Source organism: Brachyspira hampsonii, from assembly GCF_002214805.1.
Lineage (GTDB): Bacteria > Spirochaetota > Brachyspiria > Brachyspirales > Brachyspiraceae > Brachyspira > Brachyspira hampsonii.
Window position 1 is genome coordinate 1,379,090 of sequence record NZ_CP019914.1, and the last position, 24,239, is coordinate 1,403,328.

Here is a 24,239-nt window from a genome sequence, read left to right on the forward strand (position 1 = left end):
CTAATATTAGGATATTAATATGAAAAAGATTTTCAGTTTAATAATAATTATCATCTCTTTTATATTTATTGTTTCATGCTCCAAAGATAATACATCTGGAAAATATGAAATAGCTTTAATTACAGAAGGATCTATAGATGACAAATCATTTAATCAAGGAGCTTGGGAAGGATTAACTCAGTATGCTAAAGAAAATGGAAAAACATATAAATATTATCAGCCTACGCAAAAAACTACTGATGGATATATTGATTCTATAGATTTAGCAGTATCTACCGGTGCTAAATTGGTAATAACTCCTAATTATTTATTTGAAACTGCAATTTATAAAGCACAGGATATTTATACAAATGTACATTTCATATTAATAGACGGTACTCCTCAAGACGGAACTTATACTGATTTTAGAATAGAGAAAAATGTTTATTCTGTACTTTATGCTGAGGAGCAGGCAGGATTTTTAGCAGGCTATGCTATAGTAAAAGAAGGATATACTAATTTAGGCGTTATGGCAGGTATGGCAGTTCCTCCTGTTATAAGATTCGGTTACGGATTTGTACAGGGTGCTGATTATGCTGCTAAAGAAATGAATATGCCTAAAGGAAGCATAAAAATAAACTATACTTATGTAGGAAACTTCAATGCTGCTCCTGAAAATCAGACTTTAGCTACTTCTTGGTACCAAAGCGGAGTGCAGGTAATATTTGCCCCTGCAGGAGGAGCTGGAAACTCTGTTATGAGTGCCGCTGAACAAAATAACGGATTAGTTATAGGTGTTGATGTCGATCAGAGTTTTGAATCTCCTACTGTTATTACTTCTGCTATGAAATTAATAAGAGAGTCTGTTTATAATGCTGTTGATTCTTTTTATAATGGTAAATTCCCGGGAGGAAAATCTGTTGTGCTTGATGCTAAAGTTAATGGTATAGGTCTTCCTATGGCTACTTCTAAATTCCAAAAATTCACTCAAAATGATTATGATACAATATATCATCCTCTTTCAAGCGGCAGTATAAAAATATTAAAAGATACAGATGCAAAAACAGTAGAAGATTTGCCTTTAGATATAGTAGAAATAAATTATATAAAATAAATTATATATGGCTTTAATAATTTTTAGCAAATAAACATATTATAAAGACAGGAGACATTAAACTATGAAAAAAATTCTTATCTCAATCATTACATTAATGAGTTTGCTTCTCATGATTTCATGCGGAGGAGAAAAAAAATCTGGAGGATATGAACTAGCATTAATAACAGATGTTGGTACTATAGATGACAGATCATTCAATCAAGGAGCTTGGGAAGGCTTAACAAAATATGCTCAGGAAAAATCCATATCTCATAAATACTATCAGCCATCTCAAAAAACTACTGATGCTTATGTTGATGCTATAGATTTAGCAGTATCTGCAGGTGCTAAATTGGTAGTAACTCCGGGATTTTTATTTGAACCTGCTGTATACAGAGCTCAGGATACTCATCCTGGTGTAAGTTTTGTACTTTTAGACGGTACTCCTCAGGACGGAACTTATACTGATTTTAGAATAGAAACTAATGTTTATTCTGTACTTTATGCTGAGGAGCAGGCAGGATTTTTAGCAGGTTATGCTATAGTAAAAGAAGGCTATACTAATTTAGGCGTTATGGCAGGTATGGCAGTTCCTGCTGTTATAAGATTCGGTTACGGATTTGTACAGGGTGCTAATTATGCTGCTAAAGAAATGAATATGCCTGTAGGAAGCATAAAAATAAACTACACTTATATAGGAAACTTCAATGCTACTCCTGAAAATCAGACTTTAGCTACTTCTTGGTATCAAAGCGGAGTGCAGGTAATATTTGCCCCTGCAGGAGGAGCTGGAAACTCTGTTATGAGTGCCGCTGAACAAAATAACGGATTAGTTATAGGTGTTGATATAGATCAAAGTGCTGAATCTCCTACTGTTATTACTTCTGCTATGAAAATGCTTGGAGAATCTGTTTATAATGCTATAGATGATTTTTATAATGCCAAATTCCCAGGAGGAAAATCTGTTGTGCTTGATGCTAAAGTTAATGGTATAGGTCTTCCTATGGCTACTTCTAAATTCCAAAAATTCACTCAAAATGATTATGATACAATATATCAGAAACTTAATATGGGAGAAATAAAAGTTCTTACAGATAAAGATGCTAAAGATGTTAATGAGCTGCCTTTAGATATAGTTAAAGTTAATTTAATACAATAAAAGCATTAATTATAAAAATATACACTAGGAGATACCTGATTAATATTCAAGGTATCTCTATTTTTTTTATAAATATTTGACAATTTAAAATCATTGAACTATATTTTATATATAATTGTTTTTAAATAATTATATATAAAATATAATAGGAAATATAATGGAAAATTCAGAATATGTAGTTGAAATGCTTAATATAACCAAACGCTTTAAAGGTATAATAGCAAATGACAATATTACTATACAATTAAAACGAGGTGAAATACATGCTTTGCTTGGAGAAAACGGAGCAGGTAAATCTACTTTAATGAGTGTTCTTTTTGGGCTTTATAAACAGGAAGAAGGAATTATTAAAGTTAATGGCAAAGAAGTAAATATTGATAACCCTAATACGGCAAATGCTTTGGGAATAGGAATGGTGCATCAGCATTTCAAATTAGTTCATAATTTTACAGCTTTAGAAAATATTATGCTTGGAGTAGAAACGGTTAAAAACGGAATACTTCAGGTTGATGATGCAAGAAAGAAAGTAATGGAATTAAGTAAAACTTATGGGCTTGAAATTTATCCTGATTCTTTAATAAGCGATTTAACTGTAGGTATGCAGCAGAGAGTAGAAATTTTAAAAATGCTATATAAAAATAATAATATACTTATTTTTGATGAGCCTACTGCTGTACTTACTCCTAATGAAATAGATGAGCTTATGAAGATAATGAAGTCATTGGTAAAAGAAGGGAAATCTATTCTTTTTATAACTCATAAATTAAATGAAATTAAAGAAGTTGCTGACAGATGTTCTGTTCTTCGTAAGGGAAAATATATAGGCACTATTGATGTAAAAAGCACTACAAAAGAAGAAATGTCTGAAATGATGGTTGGAAGAAAGGTATCTTTAGTAGTAGAAAAAACTGAAGCTAAGCCTAAAGATATAATATTATCAGTAAAAGATCTTAATGTTAAATCTCCTCATAGTGAAAAAAACATAGTTAAAAATGTTTCTTTTGATGTTCGTGCAGGAGAGATAGTATGTATTGCAGGTATTGACGGAAACGGACAAAGCGAACTCATATATGCTCTTACCGGTCTTATAGATATGGCAAGCGGAAGCATTCATTTAAATGGCAAAGACATAACTAATCTATCAATAAGAAATAAAACTTTAAGCGGAATAGGTCATATTCCAGAAGACAGACATAAACATGGGCTTGTGCTTGATTATACTCTAGCTGAAAATACTATACTTCAGACATATTTTACAGATAAATTTCAAAAAAATGGATTTTTAAAGTTTAAAGAAATAGACAATTATGCTGATGAATTAATAAAAAGATTTGATATAAGAAGTGCTGAAGGCTCTAAAACTATAGCAAGAAGTATGTCCGGAGGAAATCAGCAGAAGGTAATTATAGCAAGAGAGATAGACAGAAATCCAGACTTACTTATAGCAGTTCAGCCTACAAGGGGACTTGATGTAGGTGCTATAGAATATATACATAAAGAATTAATTGCTCAAAGGGATAATGGAAAGGCTGTTTTACTTGTTTCATTAGAGCTTGATGAGGTTATGAATTTAAGCGACAGAATATTGGTTATATATGAGGGTGAGATAGTAGCTAATGTTCTTAATAAAGATTTAACTATTAATGAACTTGGTCTTTATATGGCAGGCTCTAAGAGAAGTGCTTAAAGTTTATTGTAATACTAATAAAATTGTATTTAATATTTTATACGAATTGAACTATGAAAATTAATAAAGATTTTAATGTTTTAAATGATTATTTTGTTAGGTATCTTTTCTCTGATAAAGGAAGTGAGGCAATATTGCTTGATTTTATTAATTCAACAATGCTTGACGCTGGTATGAAAACTTTTAGGTCGGTGGAAATTCTTACACCTTTCAATTATAAAGAAAATTATGAGGATAAAGAAACAATTGCAGATGTTAAATGCATAACTCAAAATGGCTCAGTTGTTATAATAGAGATTCAGCTTCAAGGCAATTCAAGATTTCCAGAGAGAATATTATACTATTGGGCTTCTAATTACAGTAAACTTTTAAAGCAAGGTGAAAAATACGATGCACTAACTCCTGTAATAAGTATTAATTTGCTTAATTTTAATTTAGATGATAGTAATAATACACATTCCTGCTATATGATTTATAATACAGTTAATCAGAGACTTTTGACAGACCATTTACAAATACATATAATTGAGCTTAAAAAATTTCAGGATAATTCATTAAAAGCTGACTTAAATTGCTGGCTTAAATTTTTCACTATAAAAGAAAATGATAATAGGGAGGTTATAATGTCTGAATTAGTAAAAGAAAAACCTATAATGGAAGAAGTACAGAGAAGATATAATAATTTTATTAAAGACAAATTAATGATGAATGAATATGATAAAAGACAAGCATATTTATACGGTAATCAGATAATGCTTGAAGAAGAAAGAAGGTTAGGTATTGAAGATGGTAAAAAAGAACAGCAGATATCTATAGCTAGAAATATGAAAGAAGAAAACATGGACATTAATCTTATTTGTAAATTAACAGGCTTGAGTATGGAAGAAGTAAAAAACTTGTAAGCGTACTAGCTAACAAGTTTCATAAATATTAATAATGTATTGTTATAAAAGGAGTGCTTAATGGATTTCAAAGATAAATTGGCTGATATTTTGGAGAAAGAAGGATTTGTTAATATATTTTCTTCTTTTCTCGCTATTATTATAGGCTTGCTTCTAGGGCTTATAATACTTCTTATAAGTAATGTTCATGATGCTTTCCCAGCTTTTATGACAATACTTTCAGGCGGTTTTTCAGGCGGAAGCAGAGGATTGGGACAGGTTATATACACTGCCACACCTCTAATACTTACAGGGCTTTCTGTGGGATTTGCTTTTAAAAACGGACTTTTTAATATAGGAGCTCCCGGACAATTTATAGTGGGTGCTTATGCTGCTGTATTGGTTGCAGTAAAATGTACCTTTCTTCCTCCTGCTTTGCATTGGATTATTGCTTTGCTTGTTTCTTTTATAGCCGGAGGACTTTGGGCTTATTTACCTGGTTTTTTAAAGGCTCATTTCAATGTTAATGAAGTTATTTCAAGTATTATGATGAATTATATTGGAATGTATTTAGTTAATTATCTAGTTACGCTTACAGTTTATGATATGCTTAAAAATCAGTCTCAGAATATTCCTCCTTCTTCTATGATTCCTACTATGGGGCTTAATACTATATTTAAAGGTTCAAGTGCTAACGGAGGTTTTTTCATTGCTGTGATAGTAGTCATAATAGTATATATAATACTTTCAAAAACTACATTCGGTTTCGAGCTTAAAGCATGCGGACTAAATAAAGATGCAAGTAAATATGCCGGAATCAACGAAAAAAGAAATATAATTCTTTCTATGGTTATAGCTGGTGCTTTGGCAGGACTTGGAGGAGGACTTTTATATCTTTCAGGAGTAGGAAAGCATATAGAGGTTGTTGATGTACTTGCTGAGGAAGGATTTATGGGAATACCTATTGCCTTGCTTGGACTTTCTCACCCTATAGGTATATTGATAGCAGGGCTTTTCATTGCTCATATTACTGTAGGAGGTTTTTATATGCAGATATATGACTTTACTCCGGAAATTATAGAGATGATAATATCTGCTATAATATATTTCAGTGCTTTTGCTTTGCTTTTTAAATCCATTGTTGGATTTATATCTAAAAAGATAATCAAAAAAGAAGAAAAGAATGCTAATGAGTAATTAGTAAAGAATAGAAAATATAAAGGAGATTTTATTAAAATGGAAACAATTTATTTTTTAGTACAGCAGACAATGTTTTTTTCTATTCCGCTTTTGCTTGTAGCATTAGGTGGAATGTTTTCTGAAAGAAGTGGGGTTGTTAATATTGCTCTTGAAGGAATAATGATAATAGGAGCTTTTGCCGGAATATTTTTTATAAGCAGATTAGGTGCTAATTTCCCGCCTATGATAACATTATTTTTAGCGATGATTATATCAGCTTTATCCGGTATTGTATTTTCTCTTCTTCATGCTTATGCTGCTATTAGTATGAGTGCAGATCAGGTTATAAGCGGTACAGCTTTAAATATATTTGCTCCTGCTTTTGCTATATATGTTACAAGAGCCATTCAAACCGTTCAGCAAATAAGTTTCGTTAATAACTTTAGAATAGAATCTGTACCTATACTTGGAAGCATTCCTATAATAGGAGGACTATTTTTCAAAAACACATATATAACAACATATATAGGATTTATAATATTAGCTTTATCTTGGTTTGTACTTTATAAAACTAGATTTGGGCTTAGATTAAGAAGCTGCGGAGAATATCCTCAGGCTGCCGATTCTGTTGGTATTAATGTTTATAAAATGCGTTATATTGGTGTTGCTATATCAGGGGCTTTGGGAGGTTTAGGAGGATTAGTATTTGTTATTCCTACTTCTACAAACTTCAATGCCACTGTTGCAGGATACGGATTTTTAGCTTTGGCAGTATTAATATTCGGACAATGGAAGCCTATGAAAATACTTTATGCAGCTTTCTTCTTCGGACTTATGAAAACTTTAGCTTCTGCTTATTCCGGAATACCTATACTTGCAAGTCTTCCTATATCCAATAACATATATAAGATGATTCCTTATATTACAACTATAATAGTGCTTGCATTTACTTCTAAAAATTCTCAGGCTCCTAAGGCATCAGGCATTCCTTATGATAAGGGAGCTAGATGATAAATTTACTAGGTAATTGTAATAATTTTTAGTAGACTTGTTTCAAAACTACTTGATAAGATTATATATAGTATTTTTATAATTGATAAATTATAAAAATACTATTTTACATGTTGCACAAACTATCACTTTAATATATAAGTATGCATTCCTTTTGCTTATCGCCGCAGGAGTACTTTGTAGAGCTAGTCCCCACAAAATTATAAAAAATTAGTTTCGAAACAAATCTATTCATAAAATAATTTAACTGTATAAAAATACAAAATCACTATTGTATATCTTATTTTTATAATTAATTGTTAGTATAATTAAATATTTTGTTATATAGTATTTACATAATCTTGACTTTATATTATACTTTTCATATACTGTAAAATATGTAAAAAGGAGTTTGATTATGGTAAATTATGATAAATTAAATGGACTAACGGAAAATTTGGATCATGAAAATTTATTGTGTAATGCTGTAGAAATAGATGAATTATTAAAAGATAATATGGAATTAGATGATATTCTAACAGAGAATCTATTTGTATTATCATTTGAATTATTGGATATGATAAAGTCAAATCCTTCAAAATATCAAATATCAAATATTGAAGATAATGAAAAAGTTAAAGCACTATCTAATATAATAAAAAAAATGGAATTATATTTCATAGAGTTTTAAAAATTATTTTTTTATAAGTCCTTTAATAAATCCTTTTATAAAGAAAAAGCCGTAAGTTAAATGGGATAGAAATATACCTATAGCCTTAAAAAAACCCTTTATAGGAGATAATGTACTAATCCAGCTTCCAAGCAGACATAATGCATAGAAACTGTGAGGAAATAATAATAAAGCTAAAAATATATTTTTATTAATAGCCGGTATATAAGTATTTAAAACTTTAGGCAAATCAAAATATAATGCAAAAGGCACAAATATAGTATAGAGTAAAAATACTGAAGGTATAAAATAAGACAAACTCAAAGAATTACCTCCAAACCTTTTAACAAAATATCCCCTATGCCAAGCATAACCTTTAAGCTGTTTAAAATGCCCAAAAAATAAATCTCTTCTATGATGATATACTAATGCTTCAGGAGTATATAATATCTTTTCATTTGCTTTCATAATATTATTGCAAAGTATGGTATCCTCACCAGGCCAATACTCACTGTCAAAGCCTCCTACCATATCATAAAGCTCTCTTGTTATAATAAAATTGCAGCTTGGATAATCATTAACATACTGCACCTTATCTGGTACATATCTAGCCTTATGCTTTCCGCTCATAAGTGTTGAACTATAAATAAGTCCGCTTATCTGTTTTGAGAAATTATCTTTAGGTGTATTTACTGCAGGTCCGCCAAGGGCATAAACTTTTTTACTTTCCATTGCTCTTAATGCATTTAAAAGCCAATCTTTTTCCGGGTATGTATCATCATCTAAAAATGCTAATATACTTCCTTTTGACTTTTTCACCCCCATTGCTCTTTTTATAGCTGGAGGAAACTCCCCTGTTTCTATAATTTTTATTCTAGAATCTTTAAATAATTCTATATTAATTTCATCATCAGAATATTTATCCGGAAGTATTATAACTTCAAAGTTCGTATATATCTGATCAAGCAAATACTGTGTTTCTTCTTTTATATAATCATTAATTTTTTTTAAGGGTATTATAATACTTACAAGAGGTTTTTCTTTAAGCTCAGAAAATAAATCTCTATAAAAGTGTACTATATTAAGCCTATAAAATATTGCCAAAGTATCAATAAATGTTCTCCACAGAATCGGAAACTTAATAAATCCAAAATGTCTGTTTGGATTAACTATAACAGGTGCTGATACTATTTTTTTACCATTTGAATTGCATGCCGCTAAAACTTCCAAATCATAGGCAAATGCTTTTACCAATATTCTTGGAAAAATATTTATAACAGCATCTCTTTTGAAAAGTTTTAATCCTGTCTGAGTATCCTGTATAGGAAGATGAAAAAATATTTTAACAAACATAAAATATATAAAAGATATTAATTTTCTTATATTAGAATAATTAACTACAGAATCTTTATGTCTTTTAGAGCCTATAACGACATCAGCATTTTCTTTTTGCATAATCACAAAAAAATTTTCTAATTGAGAAGGATCAATTTCCATATCGCCGTCGCAGAATATAATATACTCTCCGTTGGAAACTTCGCATGCCCTTTTTAAAGCATGTCCTTTTCCCTGATTTTCTATTGCATAAACTCCTATCATATTTTTTAAGTTTGAGTTTATATTATTTTTTTGAAAGTTTGAGCATAATTTTTTTATTTCTTCTTTAGAATTATCGCTGCTGCCGTCATCTGAAATAATTATTTCAAAGTTCATTAAAAATGGCGAAACTTTTTCTATAAGTATATTGATATTTTTTTCTATTGTATTTTCTATATTATAAACAGGAACTAATATAGATACTAATTCATTTATTTTCATAATTTACATTTCAATTAATAAATTTTATAGTTAAATAAAGTACAAAGTATTATACAAAAACTATTAATCAAAGTCAAATTTGATAATACTTTATAATAATTAACAAAATTAAGGTATATTTATTGCTTTAGGATCAGTATCTTTTTTTTCTACAAACCAATCCTCTTCATTATTAGGATCCATCTCTGCTATTTTTTCAAGTCCCATACATATATATGTACCCTTAGCAGTTACAGCAACTTTATCATCATTAAGAAGTATATATCCCTCTCCTTCAAATATTCTCCCGTCTCCAGAAGTAATTTTTCCTATTATTCTTATCTCTTCATTAATAGGCACAGGTCTTTTATATTTTGTTGTAAGTGTCATAGTAACACCCCATTTATCTTCACCTGTATAAGGCATCATAGCCCTTCCTATAGTTTCATCTAAAATAGCTGCAAGTATACCGCCATGAACTCTTGAAGGATAACCCTGATGCACATCTTTAAAAGTTACTAAAGCACATAATGATTTATCTTCCAACTCATAAAACTCTGCTTTCAAACTCAAATCATTTTTAAATCCGCATACAAGACACATTCTAGAATTATTCTGCTTATTCAGAACTTTTAATTCCATAATAACTCCTAATTATTATAATAAAAATTGTTGGCTTAAATAAGTTATCATATACTCATAATTTTTATATTTTTAATTAATATAATATTGTTATATGATTCGCTTACATTATATAATAGCAATACTCTGCCAATTTAATGCTCTATATTTTTACTAGTGATAAACTTATAATTTAAAAAAAAATTTTTATTAGCATTATTTATAAAACTAATATTAAAGCTTTTTATATAAAAAAACAATATTACTTATTACTTTATTTATAGTTTTTATATTAGAAAAGCATTTTTGATTAGTTGACAAAAATGTAAATTAAATTTAATATTAAATACAAGTTATGTAACAACTAGGAGGATATTATTATGTCTAGAGAAGTATCAGGTATGTTTTCATTTTTATTGGGCTTAACTGCCGGAATTGCTTTGGGAGTATTATTTGCACCAAAAGCCGGAGAAGAAACTAGAGAAGATATTAAAGAAACTATGGATAATATTAAATATAAAGTAGATGATATTTATCATAGAAGCGTATTAAAAACTTCAGAATTAGTTGAAAAAGGAAAAGAAAAAACAAATGATTTCTTTGAAAAAAGAAAGAAAAAAGCTTCTGAAGAAACTGTTGAAGAATAATAATTAACATGCAGGATATTACATTTCAAATTAATGTTATAGCTATATCTTTAGCTTTCATAGCTATTTCTATATTAATATTAGTCTTAGCTATATTTTTTGTTTTACTTGCAGGTTATTTTAGATTTACTAATAGATTCGATAGAATATTAGAAAATATCGAATCTATTAGTGAAAAAATAGGAAGCATTGCAAATACAGTAGATGATGAAGCTAATAAGGTTAAACTAACATTAGACAGTATACATGATTCTTTTAATAATTTATCCAGCAGCATTAGTAATTTTAGTTCAATGACTTCAAATATATCTAATAACTTTAGCATTATTAATATATTTAAATCTATATTTGCCCTATTTACCGGTAAAAATAGAAAAAAAGATGATTTTACCGAAAATGATGATGAAGATTTTTGATTTATAATTTAGGAATTGTTTTATTATGATAAAAAAAATATTTTTTTCAATTTTTTGTATAGTATTATTTTCTTCTTTCTTATATTCAGAGGATACTAATTGGGTAATTAGGATAAGAGACGGTCAAGGAAATATAAAAAAACTTATGACTGTTGAAGAATGCTTGTCTGAAATATCTAATCTTACTGTTTTAAGAGGAGCTCCGGAAGAAGCCGTTAATGCTCTTCTTACTAATGATTTTCAATTATGGCAGTTTGCTTCTCAAATTATAGAACAGGAAGTAATATACTTAAAAGCCGTTGAAGAGGGATATGATAAAGACGAAGAGGTATTAAAATTAATTTCTAAAGAAAGAGACAATCAATTATCTCAGCTTTATATGCAGGAAAAAGTTGCAGATGATTTTGCTGTAGTAACAGATGAAGAAAAAAGAAGATTCTTTAATAATAATATATCAAGAATAAGGGCTGCTGTAGGTCCTAATGTAACTTATGAACAGGTTGCTATGGAAATAGAAACAACAATTCTTCAGGAGCGTATGAGAAATGAATATGATAAAATCATAGAATCAGCAGAAACTAATTATAATAATTTTAAATATTCGCTTAATAGCGATCCTTGCGTTACTATAGAAGAAACAACTGTACCTTTATCAGAATTTAATAATATGTTTGATGAATCTATAAAACAGGCTGGAGCAAATATTCCGGCTGCATTAAAACTTCAGGCTAAAGAAGGAATGTTCAAAGCTTTTGTAGCTAGAGAAATTATGATGTATGAAGCTAAAAAAGAAGGTTTTTATGAAACTCCTCAGGCTAAATCAATAGAAAATTTCTTAACTAGAAATGCCGTTAATGCCAATTTTATAAACAAAACAATAAGATCAACTATACCAACTCCTACAGAAGAAGAAATTAATTTAGCTTATGAGCGATACGGTAAAATGTATAATATAGATTCTCTTCCTTATGCTGATGCTCAAAAAGCATTAGCCAGTCTAGTTGTAGAAGCTAAAACACAGCAAAAATATCAAATATTAGTTACAGATCTAAGATACCGATACAATATAGAAAAGAATATTGATTTATTATTAAAAAAGTAATTATTAACTAATATTATGAAAAATAGATTATCAATTATATACTTTATATTTTTTATATTATTCTGTTTTTCTCAAATATCTTTTGCAAGAAGAAATGACTTTGATTTTGATGTAACCCCTCTTATAGAAAAAAATAAAATGTTTTCTGTAGGCATAGGGGGAATATTTTCTGAGTATAATTCTTGGTTTGATGGAAAATTACAGATATTGGATCCTCATAACCCAAATATAAGCAGAAGAGATTTATATTTTACATTTATGCCTTATTTCAAAGTAAGACCTATTAAATATTTAGAACTAGGAGTATCAACGAGCTTCACATATCAAAGACAAGATTGGAGAAATGATATCACTAGTGCTACAAATATGACAGATGCATTTAATTTTGATTCTATCAATGCCACTATGAAAGCCACACTATTGGATTGGTATTTATCTATAGGAGTTAAAGTAGGATTAAGCTATAGTTTTATGAAAAATAATCATATATATTTAGATATTAAAGATCCTTTCAATCTATACACCACGATAATGTTTGCAGGCATTCCTAAAGTAATACCCATTAATTTCTTCTTTTGCTATACATTTGATACCAGAGATAATCTATTAAAAGATATTCTTAATACAGGAGAAGTATCCGGAGGCGTAGAAATAATCACATCTCCTTTTATCACTTTATATACAGGAGTTAATTACATATTCCCATATACCAAACAATCAACTCTTTCTTATTTAGACATATTTGTAAAATTTAAAGCTACAATATCAGACTTTTTATATATGACAGTATCATATCAGAAAACAGTATATGGAAAAGGCAATGCCCCAAATACATCAACATTCAATTTTGCCATAGAATATATGTTCTACTCTCCTAATGGAAGCTGGTGGAGCTTAAATAGATAAAAAATATCATATAGAAAATATAATATTAATACTTTTTCCTAATAAATGCTGTGATATAGTCTGTATAAATGCCAATATAGTTCTTAATATTCCAAAAAAAAGTAAGGCATAAAGTATTAAAAATCCGTAAGGATATATTTTATCATAAGTATCTTTGCCCTTCGGTGATAAGAAAAACCTTAATATCCAGCCTCCGTCTAATGGCGGAAAAGGCAATAAATTAAAAAACATAAGCATTATATTAATCATATAAAACATAAATAACATTGTTAAAACTATAGGCAAAGCATTGAGCAGAAAATTTGATAAGCCATTATTATTCTCTTGTAAAAACATCATTATTTTATAAATTACAAAAGTACCGTTAGAGGTAAATGTAAGTATTTTCATTATGATAAATGCTATAGATGCTATGATAAGATTAGCAAAAGGACCTGCAAATGATACCAAAGCCTGATCTCTTTCAAAATTATTAAAATTATGCGGATTAACAGGAACAGCTTTCATCCAGCCTATAACAGGAATACCTGTAATTGCCGCAATTATTGGAAGAACTACACTTCCCAATATATCAATATGAGCCAAAGGATTTAGAGTAAGCCTTCCAAGCCTCATAGCTGTTCTATCTCCAAACATAAATGCCGTTCTTGCATGAGAATATTCATGTGTGCTTGCTGATATTATAAATACAACATAAGATATGATTCCTATTGAAAGTTTATTAGAAAATATTTCATAAACCATTATTTGTTTCCTTAAAAAATTGTTATTATCAAAAATTATTTTTATACTAAATTAAAAAATCAATTTAAGATTAAAACATATAAAACTATTATAAGATAAACTTTTATAGAATAAAAAGTATAATTTTTATTTTTTATTGTATATTATTACAATTAATGATTTAATACTTTATACAAGAAATCTTTAACTCTGTCATGTTTAGGATTAGAAAAGAATTCATTAGGTTTTTCATCTTCAAGTATCTGTCCATCATTCATAAAAAGTATTCTTGTAGCAACATTCTTTGCAAAACCCATTTCATGAGTAACAATTAACATAGTCATGCCTTCTCTTGCAAGCTCTATCATAACATCCAAAACCTCTTTAATCATCTCAGGATCCAAAGCAGAAGTAGGCTCATCAAAAAGCATAATATCAGGCTCCATAGCCAAAGCCCTCGCTATAGCTATTCTCTGTTTCTGTCCTCCTGAAAGTTTGCTCGGATAAACATCTTTTTTATCCACCAATCCTACTTTATTAAGAAGTTCTATAGCCTTTTTCTCAGCATTTTCTTTTGAAACTTTCTTTACTTTCATAGGTGCTAAAGTGATATTTTCAATAACAGTTTTATGAGGAAATAAATTGAAATGCTGAAATACCATTCCAAGTTCCTGTCTCATAATGTTAATATTAGTATCCTTATCCATTATGTTTTTGCCGTTTACGATAATATCGCCTTTAGAAGGTTCTTCAAGTCTATTTAAACATCTTAAAAATGTTGATTTACCGCTTCCGGAAGGTCCTATTATGGCAATGATCTCTCCCTTTGCAATCTCAACATCAATACCTTTAAGAACTTCTAATTTTCCAAATTGTTTATGTAAATTTTTTACCTTAATCACTTTCTTTTAAACCCTCCTCTACTCTCTTCATAATCATAGCAAATATAGAAGTAAGTATAAAGTATATTATACCAACAGCAAGTAAAGGCTCAACTCCTCTATATGTTTGGCTTGTTATGATGTTTGCAGATCTAAGTAAATCAACTCCTCCTATAAATCCTACAACAGAAGTCTCTTTAAGCAAAGCTATAAATTCGCTTACTAAAGGAGGAAGTATTTTTTTAATAGCCTGAGGTATTATAATTTCTTTCATAGCCATAGAATAATTCATACCTAAAGCTCTTGCCGCCTCCATTTGTCCCTTATCCAAACTTTGTATTCCCGCTCTTATAATTTCAGCAACATAAGCACCAGAGTTTATACCAAAAGCAATAGCTGCTATAATAAATATAGGAGTGTTTCTTAAATTATCAACAAAAACAATATTAGCCCATATCATAAGCTGTACTACAACAGGAGTTCCTCTTAAAATATTTACATACCAGAATGCTAATTTTGCTAATGGATTGAAATCTTTTAATTTTTCAGAGTTTTTAAATGGATAAAATTCAGACAGCTGAATCAAAGCAACTAATATACCTAATATAACCCCTATAACTGTAGCACATGCAGTTGTTCCTACAGAAAATAATAACCCTTTTATAATATAAATGTATCTATCATTTGATATGAATATTAACTTTAGAAGTTCTAAATATTCAAGCATATATACAAACCCCTATAAAAAATATCTTCTTCTTATTAAATAGTCTAATAAGAATATAAAAATAAGAAGAATATATAAATAATATTATTCCCCAAAATATTTGCTTATTAAAGCATCATAAGTGCCGTTATCTTTAAGTGTTTTTAAAGCATCGTTAATTTGAGCAAGAAGTTCTGTATCTTCTTTTCTCATAGCTATAGAATACTCTTCAACAGCAGCATCAGTTTCTACTAATTTTAATTCAGTATTCTGAGCAACATAATTTTTAGCCGGCTCATAATCTAATACAACAGCATCAATTTTCTGAGATTTCAAAGCCAATATTGTTTCTGAAGCACTATTAAATTTCTGAGCTTCTACATTAGTCATTTCGCTTACTAAAATATCTCCTGTATATCCTAAAACAACCCCTATTTTTTTACCGGCAAAGTTATCAAAAGAAGTTATATCAGTATTTGATGCCTGAACTACTATAGACTGTTTTGAATTATAATAAGGCTCTGTAAAATTAACAAATTGTTTTCTCTCTTCAGTTGCGGTCATGCCTGCAGCAATAATATCTATTTTTTTAGCTTCTAAAGCCGCAAGAAGTCCGTCAAACTGCATATCTACTATCTCTATTTCTCTACCTATTAATTTAGCAACCTCAGCTATCAAATCCATATCGAATCCAACTATTTTATCACCTTCTCTGTATTCAAAAGGTTCAAATTCAGCATTAGTGCCTACATATAATTTATTTTTTTCCTCTTTCTTCTGACAGCTTATAAATAGAAATAAAACTGCTAACAAAGCTATAGCTATTTTCACAATATTATTCTTAAACATAGTTAATCCTATAATTCTATATTTTGAATAATTCTATATAATAATGTAAAAAAGTCAAGGTAAAATATATTCTTTTCAAATACTAATTTATCACATAAATTGCTATTAACTGTTTTATAAAATAAATAAATTTGAATTAATAAGATATATAATATATAATTTTTAATCTAAAAGATATAAAAAATGGAGATATAAAGTATATGAGAGGTTCTGTGGTAGCAGTAATATTTATCATAGTGAATATAATAGCTATTACTATATTTATGATAGTTTCTACCACTTCTATAAAAGAATCTATATTAACAGAAGAAAAATTATCAAGAGAATCATTAGACTCTATAATAGATACTTATTATAAAAAAAATATAGCCTCAGAAAATTACTATAATGCCGTATCAGTAATACCCAAAATAGATATATATGTACTGCATTCACTAAGCAATTATATAAAAAGAATAAAATCAATAGAAGCAGATTCCACTTTAATAGAAAAACCATTAACATTTCAGGAATATCAATATATACAGGCAAGAATAACTGAAAATATAAATAAAATAAATTATACAGCAAGGAATTACCCTGTTTTAAGAACAAATGAGAACTATATATCTGCTTTAAATGAGATGCGTCCTATAATAGAAGATGAAAAAAAATATATATCTGCTTATAATGATCATGTATTGGAATATAATAGACTTACAACAACTCCGCCTTCAAGCATAGTAGCAGGTATAATGGGAAAATTTCCTTTCCTAAAATTTGAAACCGGGACTAATATAATAGCACAAACTGCGAATATGTTTCAATAGACATTAATTATATTTACAAAAATTAAAACTTTTACTATAATATAATAAATTAAATATTCGGATTAATATGAACGATAATATAAAAGAATTAACAAAACTCAAAAGAGTAACACAGAAAGAAATAGCTAAAAGACTTGGAATAAGCAGAACAACCGTAGCCAGAGCAATAAACGGAAGCGAATTTATTAAAGAAGAAACCAAATCTAAAATATTAGAATTAGCATCCGAATTAAATTATGAAAAAAATTATATAGGAAGCTCTCTTGCAAATCAAAAAGAAAAGATAGTACATTGTCTTATAGCGGATTCCTTTAATGAGTTTTATACAAAAGAAATTATACGAGGACTCAATACAGTTCAGAAAGAATATTCTATATATAATTATAATCTAAAAATAACACCAACAGAAATACATTCTCCCGATAAGCAGATAGAAACTTTAAAAAACATATTAAAAGAAGGTAATATAGACGGTTTAATAATAACACCTTTAAATAGAGATATTATATACAATATATTAAAGCCTTATTTTGGTAAAATTAATATAATCTCTATAGGTACAAGATTATCTGAAAACATATCGCATGTAGGACCTAATCATATAAAACAAGGTTCTATAGTAGCGGGTATAGTTTCTAATATTTTAAGAGACAATGAAAAACTTCTGATAATAGATAACGGAGACGATAATATTTCTTCAGGAATGTATTTAGAAGGATTTTTACAAAGAATAAAGAATACAAATATAGATATTTTAGGACCTATTTACTGCGGTAATATAGAAGACAGTATACATACTATAAAAGAGATATGCTTTAAAGAGGATATCAAAGGAATTTATATTAATAGATATGCTCAGGAAATTTATGATATGATAGATAAAAACATATTAAGAGGCAAGAAAATCGTTACTCATGGTATGGCTGAAAGCATAAAAAACTTAATAAAATCAGGTATAATATCATTTACTGTTATGGAAGCTGTATTTATGGAAGGATATAATGCCGGTAAAATAATGTTTGAAATGATATATAAAAAAAATGTTAATACTAATTGGGAAGTATCTGACTCTAAAATAATATTTTTAGAAAATTTAAGTGATTAATCATCGTTTCCATCTCGTATTTTATTATAGTAAATTATAATAATAAAAATTTTAATAATATGTAACAAAAGTAATTTATATATTGTTTACTAAATGTTAGAAATTAAATATAATTTGCAAAAAATTAATAAAAAGAGGTTCCAATGAATATAGCTAGAAATTATCAAATAATTAGTAACAATCCCCCTGCTAATATGCCAAACTCTATAACCCTAGATAATATAGGTAATAATACTTATCATATAACATTAATATTTTCAAGTCATACTAGTGAAGATACAGTAACTATGCAACCAAATGGTGTATTGCATGTAGATAATTTTATAGATGAAGGTGATATAGTTTTTATAGGTGATAATATGATAAAATGGACAAGTAATGGTAATTCAGCACTTTATCAGTAATACATAGCATTAAAATTAAAATGCACTAAAAATATGTAAAATTCCAAAAAGCAGGTATCCTATATAATTAAACTCGTTTAAAAACTAAATCAATATTATTTTAATTTCATAGTTAGTGGTTTCTCGCTAACTTGTATTACTTTTATATGTAAAAATACATATAAAAGTAATCAATTATATAAGATATAATACTTTACTTTGTAATTAAAAAATAATTTTATAAATAATATTATCAAATAGTATTTAAATAAATTCTATTATATTCACATATAATAGAATTTATTTTGAAATTTCACTTGATAAAATTAACATATTATGATAGAATATTCCAACTATATTCTATAATGTTATATTTGTTTATTTTAGATTCTTTATGAAATTAAATAACATTAATATAAATAAAATTAATTAGGAGATATTACAAATGGATCAACAGATAAGATTAGTAGAAGCAAAATATAAAAAAGAAGCTATTTTACCTTTTGAAATAGGCGATACAGTAAAAGTATGGGTAAAAATTATTGAGGGCGATAGAGAAAGACTACAGGCTTATGAAGGCACTGTTATTTCTATTCGCGGAAAAGGAATTAATAAAAGTTTTATTGTTAGAAAAATATCTTACGGCGTAGGCGTTGAAAGAATATTCTTATTGAATTCTCCTAGAATAGATCATGTTGATATTATAAGAAAAGCTAAAGTAAGAAGAGCTAAACTTTATTACCTTAGAAACAAAGTTGGTAAAAAAGCCCGCTTAGTAGAAAGATTAGGTGTAAAAATACCTAAACATTCAGATTTAGTAAAAAATACTGCAGAAGAAAATAAATCAGAAGAATAATATTGTTTACAATTTTGTTATTTTAAGGAGAATTTTATGGGCTATAAAATAGTTGCTAGAGAACAATGGTCAGAAAAAGTTTTTATGATGAAAGTAGTAGCCCCAGATATAGCTAAACATCGTAAAGCCGGTAATTTTATAATATTCAGGCTAGATGAAAAAGGTGAAAGAGTACCGCTAACTATAGCTGATGCTGATGCAGAAGCTGGTACTATCACTATAGTTACTCAAAGTATAGGATATTCAACTACTAAACTTATGGGACTTAAAGTTGGTGATGAAATAATGGATATCATAGGACCATTGGGACAGCCTACTCATATAGAAAAAAAAGACGGAATAGTTTTAGGTGTAGGAGGCGGCGTAGGTATTGCTCCTTTACATCCTATAGTAGAAGCTCATCATAAAGCCGGAAATAAAGTTATTTCTATATTAGGTGCAAGAGATAAATCGCTTATCATTATGGAAGATATGATGAAAAAAATATCTGATGAAGTTCTTATCTGTACTGATAATGGAAGTTACGGAGAAAAAGGTCTTGTAACTGATATGATTACTAGAATATATGAAAGAGGTGAAAAAATTTCTGAAGTTATAGCTATAGGTCCTGCTATTATGATGAAATTTGTTGCCTTGCTTACAAAAAAATATAATCTTCCTACAGTTGTCAGCTTGAACCCTATTATGATTGATGGTACAGGAATGTGCGGATGCTGCAGAGTAAAAGTAGGAGATCAAACTAAATTTGCATGTGTTGAAGGTCCTGAATTTGACGGACATTTAATTGATTTCGATCTTCTTATGAAAAGACAGGCTATGTACAAAAAAGAAGAACATGAATGTAATTTAAAATTAGCCAATTAATATTTAATTATAAAAAGTTACAGTCTAATACAGATTGTAGCTTTTTTATAATATTATCTATTTATAACAATGAAGCTGCATATTGATGTTAATATCAAAAATATTATTTTGCAAAAATTTGAATGGGATAGTACATACTTCCAAATAACATTAAATATAAAAAACAATTATACTATAAAAATAAAATTGGAAAATTTAAAGTTTAATCTTATTAATTGTCTAAATGAAAAATTTGCTTATATAGAATGTGATAATATATCAATAAAATCAAAAGAAGCTAAAGAAATTACATTTGATATAGTCCTATACAATAAAGAATTTTCAAATCTAATAAATAACTTTTTTAATTTTAAAAAATCAATATTTAAAGTTCATATAATAACTGGTACATTAAATATGTTTTCTATAATACCAATAAATTTGAAAAATTATGAGCATAATATTGATATACTTAATATTATAAAACATTTATATAATTCATAAAATTTTATTATTTTTTATATAAAAAATAGAAACTTTATTTACAATATTCAATAATAAATTATTATATATTACTATTTTTAGTTATATTTGTTATATAAATATGTATTAAATAAAAAGGTATGATTTATGATTAAGAAAATAACTGTTATAATCTCAATATTATCAATGCTATTTGTATTATACTCATGTGAAACATTAAAATCATCAGCAAGAGAAATTACAAGAAGCTATATAGAAGAACATAAACCTGATATAAAAGCAAAGAATGCTAAAATATCCAACATAACATTACAGGATATCACTTTAACTACTCTTTTTGAAATAAAGAATAATTTAGACTTTGAAATTCCTATAGATAAAATTAAAATAGATCTTGTTAATACTTCAGGAAAAACTTTTGCAACAGCTACTTCTGTAGAAACATTAAAAATACCTGCAAATCAGGCAAGAGATATTAATTTGGATTTTAAAGCAAAATATTTAGATGTATTTACAACAGCTTTTGATGCTATAAAATCAAAATCTTTTAAATGCAATGCTAATATAACTTTAACATTCACAGTATACGGAATGAAATTTGATTTCCCTTATACTAAAGAATTAACATTCAAAGAATAATGAAATTAATTAAAATATTAATTTTTTTGTTAATTATTACAGTTGTATCATGCTCTAAGGTAAAGTCAGAGGCTGATAAAATTACAAGGGAATATATAGAAAAATATAAACCTGATATAACTATAAAATCTGCCTCTATATATAATATTACTTTATCAGATATTACATTAAATACATTGCTTGAAATAAAAAATAATTTACCGTTTGAGCTTCCAATAGAAAAACTAGAAATAAATCTTATTAATTCTTCAGGTGATATATTTGCAAATTCAAAATCATCTGAAGAATCAAATATTATAAAAATTCCTGCAAATGATTCCAGAGAAATAAATATGAAATCTAAAGCAAAATATATAGATTTATTTCAAACCGCCCTTGATGCTATAAGGGCAGAAAGTTTGAAATGCAATGCTGATATAATTATAACTTTTAATGTTTACGGTATGAATTTTCAATTTAAATACAATGTAGAAATAAATTTTATAAAATAGCATCTACTGTTTTAATATATCTCTTATAACATTAGCCCTTATTTCATCAACATTTCTATAATAGCTGCTTTTTTCATATAAATGCTTTAAATGGGCATTCTTCCCAACAAATATCATATAATATATAGTATCCAAACTTATATCATCAATAATATCATAATAAATCCCCAATCTAAGCCATAAACTGTAATTAATAAGCTCTCTATATTTTAAACTTCTTGCTGATAATAATATAGCATTGCTTCTGTATATTCTATCTTCAGCCTTTACCCTATCGAGTTTTTTTATTCTATTTCTTATTTTCTTTTCTTTCTCAGAAATCTCTTTAACCTTTTCTATAATAGTGTCAAGTATAAATTTCTCAGTAACTCCTATCATAATATTATTGCTTATACTTAGCAAGCCATTTTTTACATTGACTTCTAATCCCTTTTTATTGCACTCACTGATTATATAATCTATATTATCCGGAGTTTTCCAAGTAAGACATGGAACAGCAATACAAACCTCAGCCCTCATTGCCGTACCTATTATATTCGGAGAGCTTGTAAGAAATCCGAATTTCTTATCATAAGCAAAATCTACTTTCTGATCTAATGCAGTTTCTATTTCATAAGCCTTATTAAAGCAATTCTCTAATTCTAAACCTCTTGATATAACTTGAATTTCTAAATGATCATTAGAATTTATTAATAAAGATATATCCTCATCTTCATCTGTAAATAATGAGGCATGAATTATATTCTTATTGCTTGGTATAGTAAGATTTTCTATAAGCATTCTAATATTAATAGAAGGAAGTTCAATAAGTTTCTTATATAAAAAATCAGGATTTAATTCTTCTATATTGGATTTTAAAATATTTTCTGTATTTTTGAAATCTTCTTTATCCATATTGTGAAAGAATCTAATACCATCTAAATTTCTATAAATGGAAATTTTAGAATATAACACTATATTATCATCTTCGCCTTTTTTGTATATCCAATTTGCTGTATTATTAACGGACATCTTTTTTTTCGCTCTTAGTTTTTTTAGATATTAAATCTTTTTTCAAATGTTCCAATTTATCTCTTATCAATGCAGCTTCTTCATATTTTTCTATTTTTATAAGAAGTTCTATTTCTTCTCTGTATTTATTAATTTTGGCTTCTACATCTTTATTGCTTAAATTTCTGCTGGATATTTTTCCTATATGCTTATTTTCTCTATGTATTTTTTTAATATGCTTACTAAGTTCTGATTTGAAATATTCATAGCATTTAGGACAGGATACTATGCCTGTTTTTAGAAAATCATCTAAAGAATATCCGCAAACTTTGCATATTTTACTAGTACTAGGAGTTTTTTTCTTTTTCTTTTTTGAAGGCAATGATTTATAATTTGGAAATATAGTATCAATATTATTAAATTCCAATTCTAAACATTTTTCTATAATATTGCCGTTTATTTCACATTCTTTGCATATATGAATTTGTCTTCTTTCATTGCCTATTATTTCCTGAATATATAATACAGCTTTTTCTTTACCACATATATTGCACTTCAAAATACATCGCCCCTAATAACTTATTAATAAAATTTTATCATTGAATAAAAAAAAAAGCAAATAATTAATATAATTTTATCTTAGTTTTATAAAAATATCTAAATCTTCTCTATTGGTTATCTTTATATTATCAGAAGAACATTCAGATATTTTTACCTCTCCGAAATACTTACTATATATTTCAGCATCATCTGTAACTAAATCAGCATTTTTATCATTGATATATTTTTCAATAGCATACATATAATTATCAAATTTAAATCCCTGAGGAGTGGCAGCCCTATAAAGATAAGTTCTGTCAATAGTATCTGTAATAGTTTTATCTTCATTCACTTTTTTTATTGTATCTACAACCTTAGAGGCCAATATAGCAGCATCATATTTTAAAACATCTTCATATAACTGCATAATTTCTTTTTTCTTCACTAAAGGTCTTACCCCATCATGAATAAATACATAATCTGTTTGAATATCTTCTCTATGTTCATTTAGAAAACTCATAGCATTATATACAGAATATACCCTCTCACTTCCGCCTTTTATATAATGAATGTTTTTCTTTATCTTTTCTTTTATGAGAGATTCTTTTTCAATATATTTTTTTATATTCTTTATCTCTTCTTCAGCACTTACTAAAACAATATTATTAAAATGAAACTTAAGCATATTTATAAGAGTATGAATAAATATAGGCTTATTATCAACTTTGATAAATTGTTTTTTTACTTTACCTGCAAATCTTTTAGAACTTCCCGCTATTAATATTACTAAAGTTGTATTATTCATAAATAT

The 24,239-nt window shown here is 27.6% G+C and carries 28 protein-coding genes; 19 read left to right on the forward strand and 9 right to left on the reverse strand.

Annotation, left to right across the window (positions count from 1 at the left end; translation table 11 throughout):
* Positions 1–19 precede the first annotated feature (19 nt).
* From BHAMNSH16_RS05885 to BHAMNSH16_RS05915, 7 genes are all read left to right on the forward strand, one after another.
* Complete coding sequence (locus tag BHAMNSH16_RS05885; RefSeq protein ID WP_008727545.1) at positions 20–1,093, forward strand: BMP family lipoprotein; 1,074 nt, start codon at positions 20–22, stop codon at positions 1,091–1,093.
* A 64-nt stretch (positions 1,094–1,157) separates the two neighbouring features.
* On the forward strand, positions 1,158–2,234 hold the full coding sequence (locus BHAMNSH16_RS05890; protein WP_039954003.1) for a BMP family lipoprotein: 1,077 nt from the start codon (positions 1,158–1,160) through the stop codon (positions 2,232–2,234).
* A gap of 157 nt (positions 2,235–2,391) precedes the next feature.
* A complete protein-coding gene (locus BHAMNSH16_RS05895; protein ID WP_008727543.1) occupies positions 2,392–3,921 on the forward strand; it encodes an ABC transporter ATP-binding protein in 1,530 nt (509 codons plus the stop codon).
* 53 nt (positions 3,922–3,974) lie between these two features.
* A complete protein-coding gene (locus BHAMNSH16_RS05900; protein ID WP_008727542.1) occupies positions 3,975–4,823 on the forward strand; it encodes an Rpn family recombination-promoting nuclease/putative transposase in 849 nt (282 codons plus the stop codon).
* Positions 4,824–4,883: 60 nt separating this feature from the next.
* On the forward strand, positions 4,884–5,999 hold the full coding sequence (locus BHAMNSH16_RS05905; RefSeq protein ID WP_008727541.1) for an ABC transporter permease: 1,116 nt from the start codon (positions 4,884–4,886) through the stop codon (positions 5,997–5,999).
* A gap of 39 nt (positions 6,000–6,038) precedes the next feature.
* Positions 6,039–6,992 carry an ABC transporter permease gene (locus BHAMNSH16_RS05910; protein ID WP_008727538.1) on the forward strand — a complete coding sequence of 318 codons (954 nt, stop codon included), beginning with the start codon at positions 6,039–6,041 and terminating at the stop codon, positions 6,990–6,992.
* Positions 6,993–7,389: 397 nt separating this feature from the next.
* Complete coding sequence (locus tag BHAMNSH16_RS05915; RefSeq protein WP_069731910.1) at positions 7,390–7,662, forward strand: hypothetical protein; 273 nt, start codon at positions 7,390–7,392, stop codon at positions 7,660–7,662.
* 3 nt (positions 7,663–7,665) lie between these two features.
* Here the strand turns inward: BHAMNSH16_RS05915 and BHAMNSH16_RS05920 are convergent, their stop codons facing one another.
* Positions 7,666–9,459: a glycosyltransferase gene (locus tag BHAMNSH16_RS05920; protein WP_069731911.1), complete on the reverse strand. Its 1,794-nt coding sequence runs from the start codon at positions 9,457–9,459 to the stop codon at positions 7,666–7,668.
* Between the two features lie 108 nt (positions 9,460–9,567).
* A complete protein-coding gene (locus tag BHAMNSH16_RS05925; protein WP_008727536.1) occupies positions 9,568–10,080 on the reverse strand; it encodes a PaaI family thioesterase in 513 nt (170 codons plus the stop codon).
* A 359-nt stretch (positions 10,081–10,439) separates the two neighbouring features.
* On the opposite strand from BHAMNSH16_RS05925, the gene BHAMNSH16_RS05930 reads away from it, so the two are divergent.
* From BHAMNSH16_RS05930 to BHAMNSH16_RS05945, 4 genes are read left to right on the forward strand one after another with little or no spacing between them, the layout of a single operon-like run.
* On the forward strand, positions 10,440–10,706 hold the full coding sequence (locus BHAMNSH16_RS05930) for a YtxH domain-containing protein (protein WP_008727534.1): 267 nt from the start codon (positions 10,440–10,442) through the stop codon (positions 10,704–10,706).
* An 8-nt stretch (positions 10,707–10,714) separates the two neighbouring features.
* Entirely contained in the window at positions 10,715–11,122 is a 408-nt protein-coding gene (locus BHAMNSH16_RS05935) for a DUF948 domain-containing protein (RefSeq protein WP_008723215.1), read from the forward strand.
* Positions 11,123–11,147: 25 nt separating this feature from the next.
* Positions 11,148–12,224, forward strand: a complete 1,077-nt coding sequence (locus BHAMNSH16_RS05940) for a hypothetical protein (protein ID WP_008727531.1) — start codon at positions 11,148–11,150, stop codon at positions 12,222–12,224.
* Positions 12,225–12,239: 15 nt separating this feature from the next.
* Positions 12,240–13,130, forward strand: coding sequence for a hypothetical protein (locus tag BHAMNSH16_RS05945; RefSeq protein ID WP_008727528.1), 891 nt, complete (start codon positions 12,240–12,242; stop codon positions 13,128–13,130).
* A gap of 6 nt (positions 13,131–13,136) precedes the next feature.
* On the opposite strand, the gene BHAMNSH16_RS05950 is transcribed toward BHAMNSH16_RS05945, so the two are convergent.
* The 4 genes from BHAMNSH16_RS05950 to BHAMNSH16_RS05965 form a co-directional block, all read right to left on the reverse strand.
* Positions 13,137–13,874 carry a site-2 protease family protein gene (locus BHAMNSH16_RS05950; RefSeq protein WP_008727527.1) on the reverse strand — a complete coding sequence of 246 codons (738 nt, stop codon included), beginning with the start codon at positions 13,872–13,874 and terminating at the stop codon, positions 13,137–13,139.
* A 152-nt stretch (positions 13,875–14,026) separates the two neighbouring features.
* Positions 14,027–14,755 carry an amino acid ABC transporter ATP-binding protein gene (locus tag BHAMNSH16_RS05955; protein ID WP_008727526.1) on the reverse strand — a complete coding sequence of 243 codons (729 nt, stop codon included), beginning with the start codon at positions 14,753–14,755 and terminating at the stop codon, positions 14,027–14,029.
* Entirely contained in the window at positions 14,748–15,461 is a 714-nt protein-coding gene (locus BHAMNSH16_RS05960; protein ID WP_008727525.1) for an amino acid ABC transporter permease, read from the reverse strand. The genes BHAMNSH16_RS05955 and BHAMNSH16_RS05960 overlap by 8 nt, the downstream gene beginning before the upstream one ends.
* 84 nt (positions 15,462–15,545) lie before the next feature.
* Positions 15,546–16,289: a basic amino acid ABC transporter substrate-binding protein gene (locus BHAMNSH16_RS05965; RefSeq protein ID WP_008727523.1), complete on the reverse strand. Its 744-nt coding sequence runs from the start codon at positions 16,287–16,289 to the stop codon at positions 15,546–15,548.
* A gap of 200 nt (positions 16,290–16,489) precedes the next feature.
* Between BHAMNSH16_RS05965 and BHAMNSH16_RS05970 the strand changes: the two genes are divergently transcribed.
* The 8 genes from BHAMNSH16_RS05970 to BHAMNSH16_RS06005 all read left to right on the forward strand — a co-directional run bounded on the left by BHAMNSH16_RS05970 (position 16,490) and on the right by BHAMNSH16_RS06005 (position 21,898).
* Positions 16,490–17,098, forward strand: coding sequence for a LemA family protein (locus tag BHAMNSH16_RS05970; protein WP_069731912.1), 609 nt, complete (start codon positions 16,490–16,492; stop codon positions 17,096–17,098).
* Between the two features lie 67 nt (positions 17,099–17,165).
* Positions 17,166–18,203 (forward strand): substrate-binding domain-containing protein, encoded by a 1,038-nt coding sequence (locus tag BHAMNSH16_RS05975; protein ID WP_069731913.1) that lies wholly within the window; start codon positions 17,166–17,168, stop codon positions 18,201–18,203.
* A gap of 143 nt (positions 18,204–18,346) precedes the next feature.
* Entirely contained in the window at positions 18,347–18,607 is a 261-nt protein-coding gene (locus BHAMNSH16_RS05980; protein ID WP_008732490.1) for a hypothetical protein, read from the forward strand.
* A 424-nt stretch (positions 18,608–19,031) separates the two neighbouring features.
* On the forward strand, positions 19,032–19,442 hold the full coding sequence (rplS, locus tag BHAMNSH16_RS05985) for a 50S ribosomal protein L19 (protein ID WP_008732489.1): 411 nt from the start codon (positions 19,032–19,034) through the stop codon (positions 19,440–19,442).
* 36 nt (positions 19,443–19,478) lie between these two features.
* A complete protein-coding gene (locus BHAMNSH16_RS05990) occupies positions 19,479–20,306 on the forward strand; it encodes a sulfide/dihydroorotate dehydrogenase-like FAD/NAD-binding protein (RefSeq protein WP_008732488.1) in 828 nt (275 codons plus the stop codon).
* A gap of 69 nt (positions 20,307–20,375) precedes the next feature.
* The gene (locus BHAMNSH16_RS05995) at positions 20,376–20,789 is read left to right on the forward strand and encodes a hypothetical protein (RefSeq protein WP_069731914.1); all 414 of its coding nucleotides are present in this window, start codon (positions 20,376–20,378) and stop codon (positions 20,787–20,789) included.
* A 126-nt stretch (positions 20,790–20,915) separates the two neighbouring features.
* Complete coding sequence (locus tag BHAMNSH16_RS06000) at positions 20,916–21,407, forward strand: LEA type 2 family protein (protein ID WP_069731915.1); 492 nt, start codon at positions 20,916–20,918, stop codon at positions 21,405–21,407.
* Entirely contained in the window at positions 21,407–21,898 is a 492-nt protein-coding gene (locus BHAMNSH16_RS06005; protein WP_008728723.1) for a hypothetical protein, read from the forward strand. The genes BHAMNSH16_RS06000 and BHAMNSH16_RS06005 overlap by 1 nt, the downstream gene beginning before the upstream one ends.
* A gap of 3 nt (positions 21,899–21,901) precedes the next feature.
* Here the strand turns inward: BHAMNSH16_RS06005 and BHAMNSH16_RS06010 are convergent, their stop codons facing one another.
* From BHAMNSH16_RS06010 to BHAMNSH16_RS06020, 3 genes are all read right to left on the reverse strand, one after another.
* On the reverse strand, positions 21,902–22,909 hold the full coding sequence (locus tag BHAMNSH16_RS06010; protein ID WP_008728722.1) for a guanido phosphotransferase: 1,008 nt from the start codon (positions 22,907–22,909) through the stop codon (positions 21,902–21,904).
* Positions 22,899–23,447 carry an excinuclease ABC subunit B gene (locus BHAMNSH16_RS06015; protein WP_069731916.1) on the reverse strand — a complete coding sequence of 183 codons (549 nt, stop codon included), beginning with the start codon at positions 23,445–23,447 and terminating at the stop codon, positions 22,899–22,901. Before BHAMNSH16_RS06015 ends, BHAMNSH16_RS06010 begins: the two co-directional genes overlap by 11 nt.
* A gap of 75 nt (positions 23,448–23,522) precedes the next feature.
* Positions 23,523–24,233 (reverse strand): IspD/TarI family cytidylyltransferase, encoded by a 711-nt coding sequence (locus BHAMNSH16_RS06020; RefSeq protein ID WP_069731917.1) that lies wholly within the window; start codon positions 24,231–24,233, stop codon positions 23,523–23,525.
* Positions 24,234–24,239: the final 6 nt, after the last annotated feature.

Excerpts from the sequence above, each read along its gene's own strand:
- BHAMNSH16_RS05890 (WP_039954003.1), top strand. The coding sequence starts at position 1,158 with ATGAAAAAAATTCTTATCTCAATCATTACATTAATGAGTTTGCTTCTC.
- BHAMNSH16_RS05910 (WP_008727538.1), top strand. The coding sequence starts at position 6,039 with ATGGAAACAATTTATTTTTTAGTACAGCAGACAATGTTTTTTTCTATT.
- BHAMNSH16_RS06005 (WP_008728723.1), top strand. The coding sequence starts at position 21,407 with ATGAAATTAATTAAAATATTAATTTTTTTGTTAATTATTACAGTTGTA.
- BHAMNSH16_RS05960 (WP_008727525.1), bottom strand. The coding sequence starts at position 15,461 with ATGCTTGAATATTTAGAACTTCTAAAGTTAATATTCATATCAAATGAT.
- BHAMNSH16_RS05900 (WP_008727542.1), top strand. The coding sequence starts at position 3,975 with ATGAAAATTAATAAAGATTTTAATGTTTTAAATGATTATTTTGTTAGG.
- BHAMNSH16_RS05915 (WP_069731910.1), top strand. The coding sequence starts at position 7,390 with ATGGTAAATTATGATAAATTAAATGGACTAACGGAAAATTTGGATCAT.
- BHAMNSH16_RS05920 (WP_069731911.1), bottom strand. The coding sequence starts at position 9,459 with ATGAAAATAAATGAATTAGTATCTATATTAGTTCCTGTTTATAATATA.
- BHAMNSH16_RS05940 (WP_008727531.1), top strand. The coding sequence starts at position 11,148 with ATGATAAAAAAAATATTTTTTTCAATTTTTTGTATAGTATTATTTTCT.
- BHAMNSH16_RS05895 (WP_008727543.1), top strand. The coding sequence starts at position 2,392 with ATGGAAAATTCAGAATATGTAGTTGAAATGCTTAATATAACCAAACGC.
- BHAMNSH16_RS05935 (WP_008723215.1), top strand. The coding sequence starts at position 10,715 with ATGCAGGATATTACATTTCAAATTAATGTTATAGCTATATCTTTAGCT.
- BHAMNSH16_RS05995 (WP_069731914.1), top strand. The coding sequence starts at position 20,376 with ATGAAGCTGCATATTGATGTTAATATCAAAAATATTATTTTGCAAAAA.
- BHAMNSH16_RS05975 (WP_069731913.1), top strand. The coding sequence starts at position 17,166 with ATGAACGATAATATAAAAGAATTAACAAAACTCAAAAGAGTAACACAG.
- BHAMNSH16_RS05970 (WP_069731912.1), top strand. The coding sequence starts at position 16,490 with ATGAGAGGTTCTGTGGTAGCAGTAATATTTATCATAGTGAATATAATA.
- BHAMNSH16_RS05925 (WP_008727536.1), bottom strand. The coding sequence starts at position 10,080 with ATGGAATTAAAAGTTCTGAATAAGCAGAATAATTCTAGAATGTGTCTT.
- BHAMNSH16_RS06000 (WP_069731915.1), top strand. The coding sequence starts at position 20,916 with ATGATTAAGAAAATAACTGTTATAATCTCAATATTATCAATGCTATTT.
- BHAMNSH16_RS05930 (WP_008727534.1), top strand. The coding sequence starts at position 10,440 with ATGTCTAGAGAAGTATCAGGTATGTTTTCATTTTTATTGGGCTTAACT.
- BHAMNSH16_RS06010 (WP_008728722.1), bottom strand. The coding sequence starts at position 22,909 with ATGTCCGTTAATAATACAGCAAATTGGATATACAAAAAAGGCGAAGAT.
- BHAMNSH16_RS05950 (WP_008727527.1), bottom strand. The coding sequence starts at position 13,874 with ATGGTTTATGAAATATTTTCTAATAAACTTTCAATAGGAATCATATCT.
- BHAMNSH16_RS05885 (WP_008727545.1), top strand. The coding sequence starts at position 20 with ATGAAAAAGATTTTCAGTTTAATAATAATTATCATCTCTTTTATATTT.
- BHAMNSH16_RS06020 (WP_069731917.1), bottom strand. The coding sequence starts at position 24,233 with ATGAATAATACAACTTTAGTAATATTAATAGCGGGAAGTTCTAAAAGA.
- BHAMNSH16_RS05965 (WP_008727523.1), bottom strand. The coding sequence starts at position 16,289 with ATGTTTAAGAATAATATTGTGAAAATAGCTATAGCTTTGTTAGCAGTT.
- BHAMNSH16_RS05980 (WP_008732490.1), top strand. The coding sequence starts at position 18,347 with ATGAATATAGCTAGAAATTATCAAATAATTAGTAACAATCCCCCTGCT.
- BHAMNSH16_RS05905 (WP_008727541.1), top strand. The coding sequence starts at position 4,884 with ATGGATTTCAAAGATAAATTGGCTGATATTTTGGAGAAAGAAGGATTT.
- BHAMNSH16_RS05990 (WP_008732488.1), top strand. The coding sequence starts at position 19,479 with ATGGGCTATAAAATAGTTGCTAGAGAACAATGGTCAGAAAAAGTTTTT.
- BHAMNSH16_RS05945 (WP_008727528.1), top strand. The coding sequence starts at position 12,240 with ATGAAAAATAGATTATCAATTATATACTTTATATTTTTTATATTATTC.
- rplS (WP_008732489.1), top strand. The coding sequence starts at position 19,032 with ATGGATCAACAGATAAGATTAGTAGAAGCAAAATATAAAAAAGAAGCT.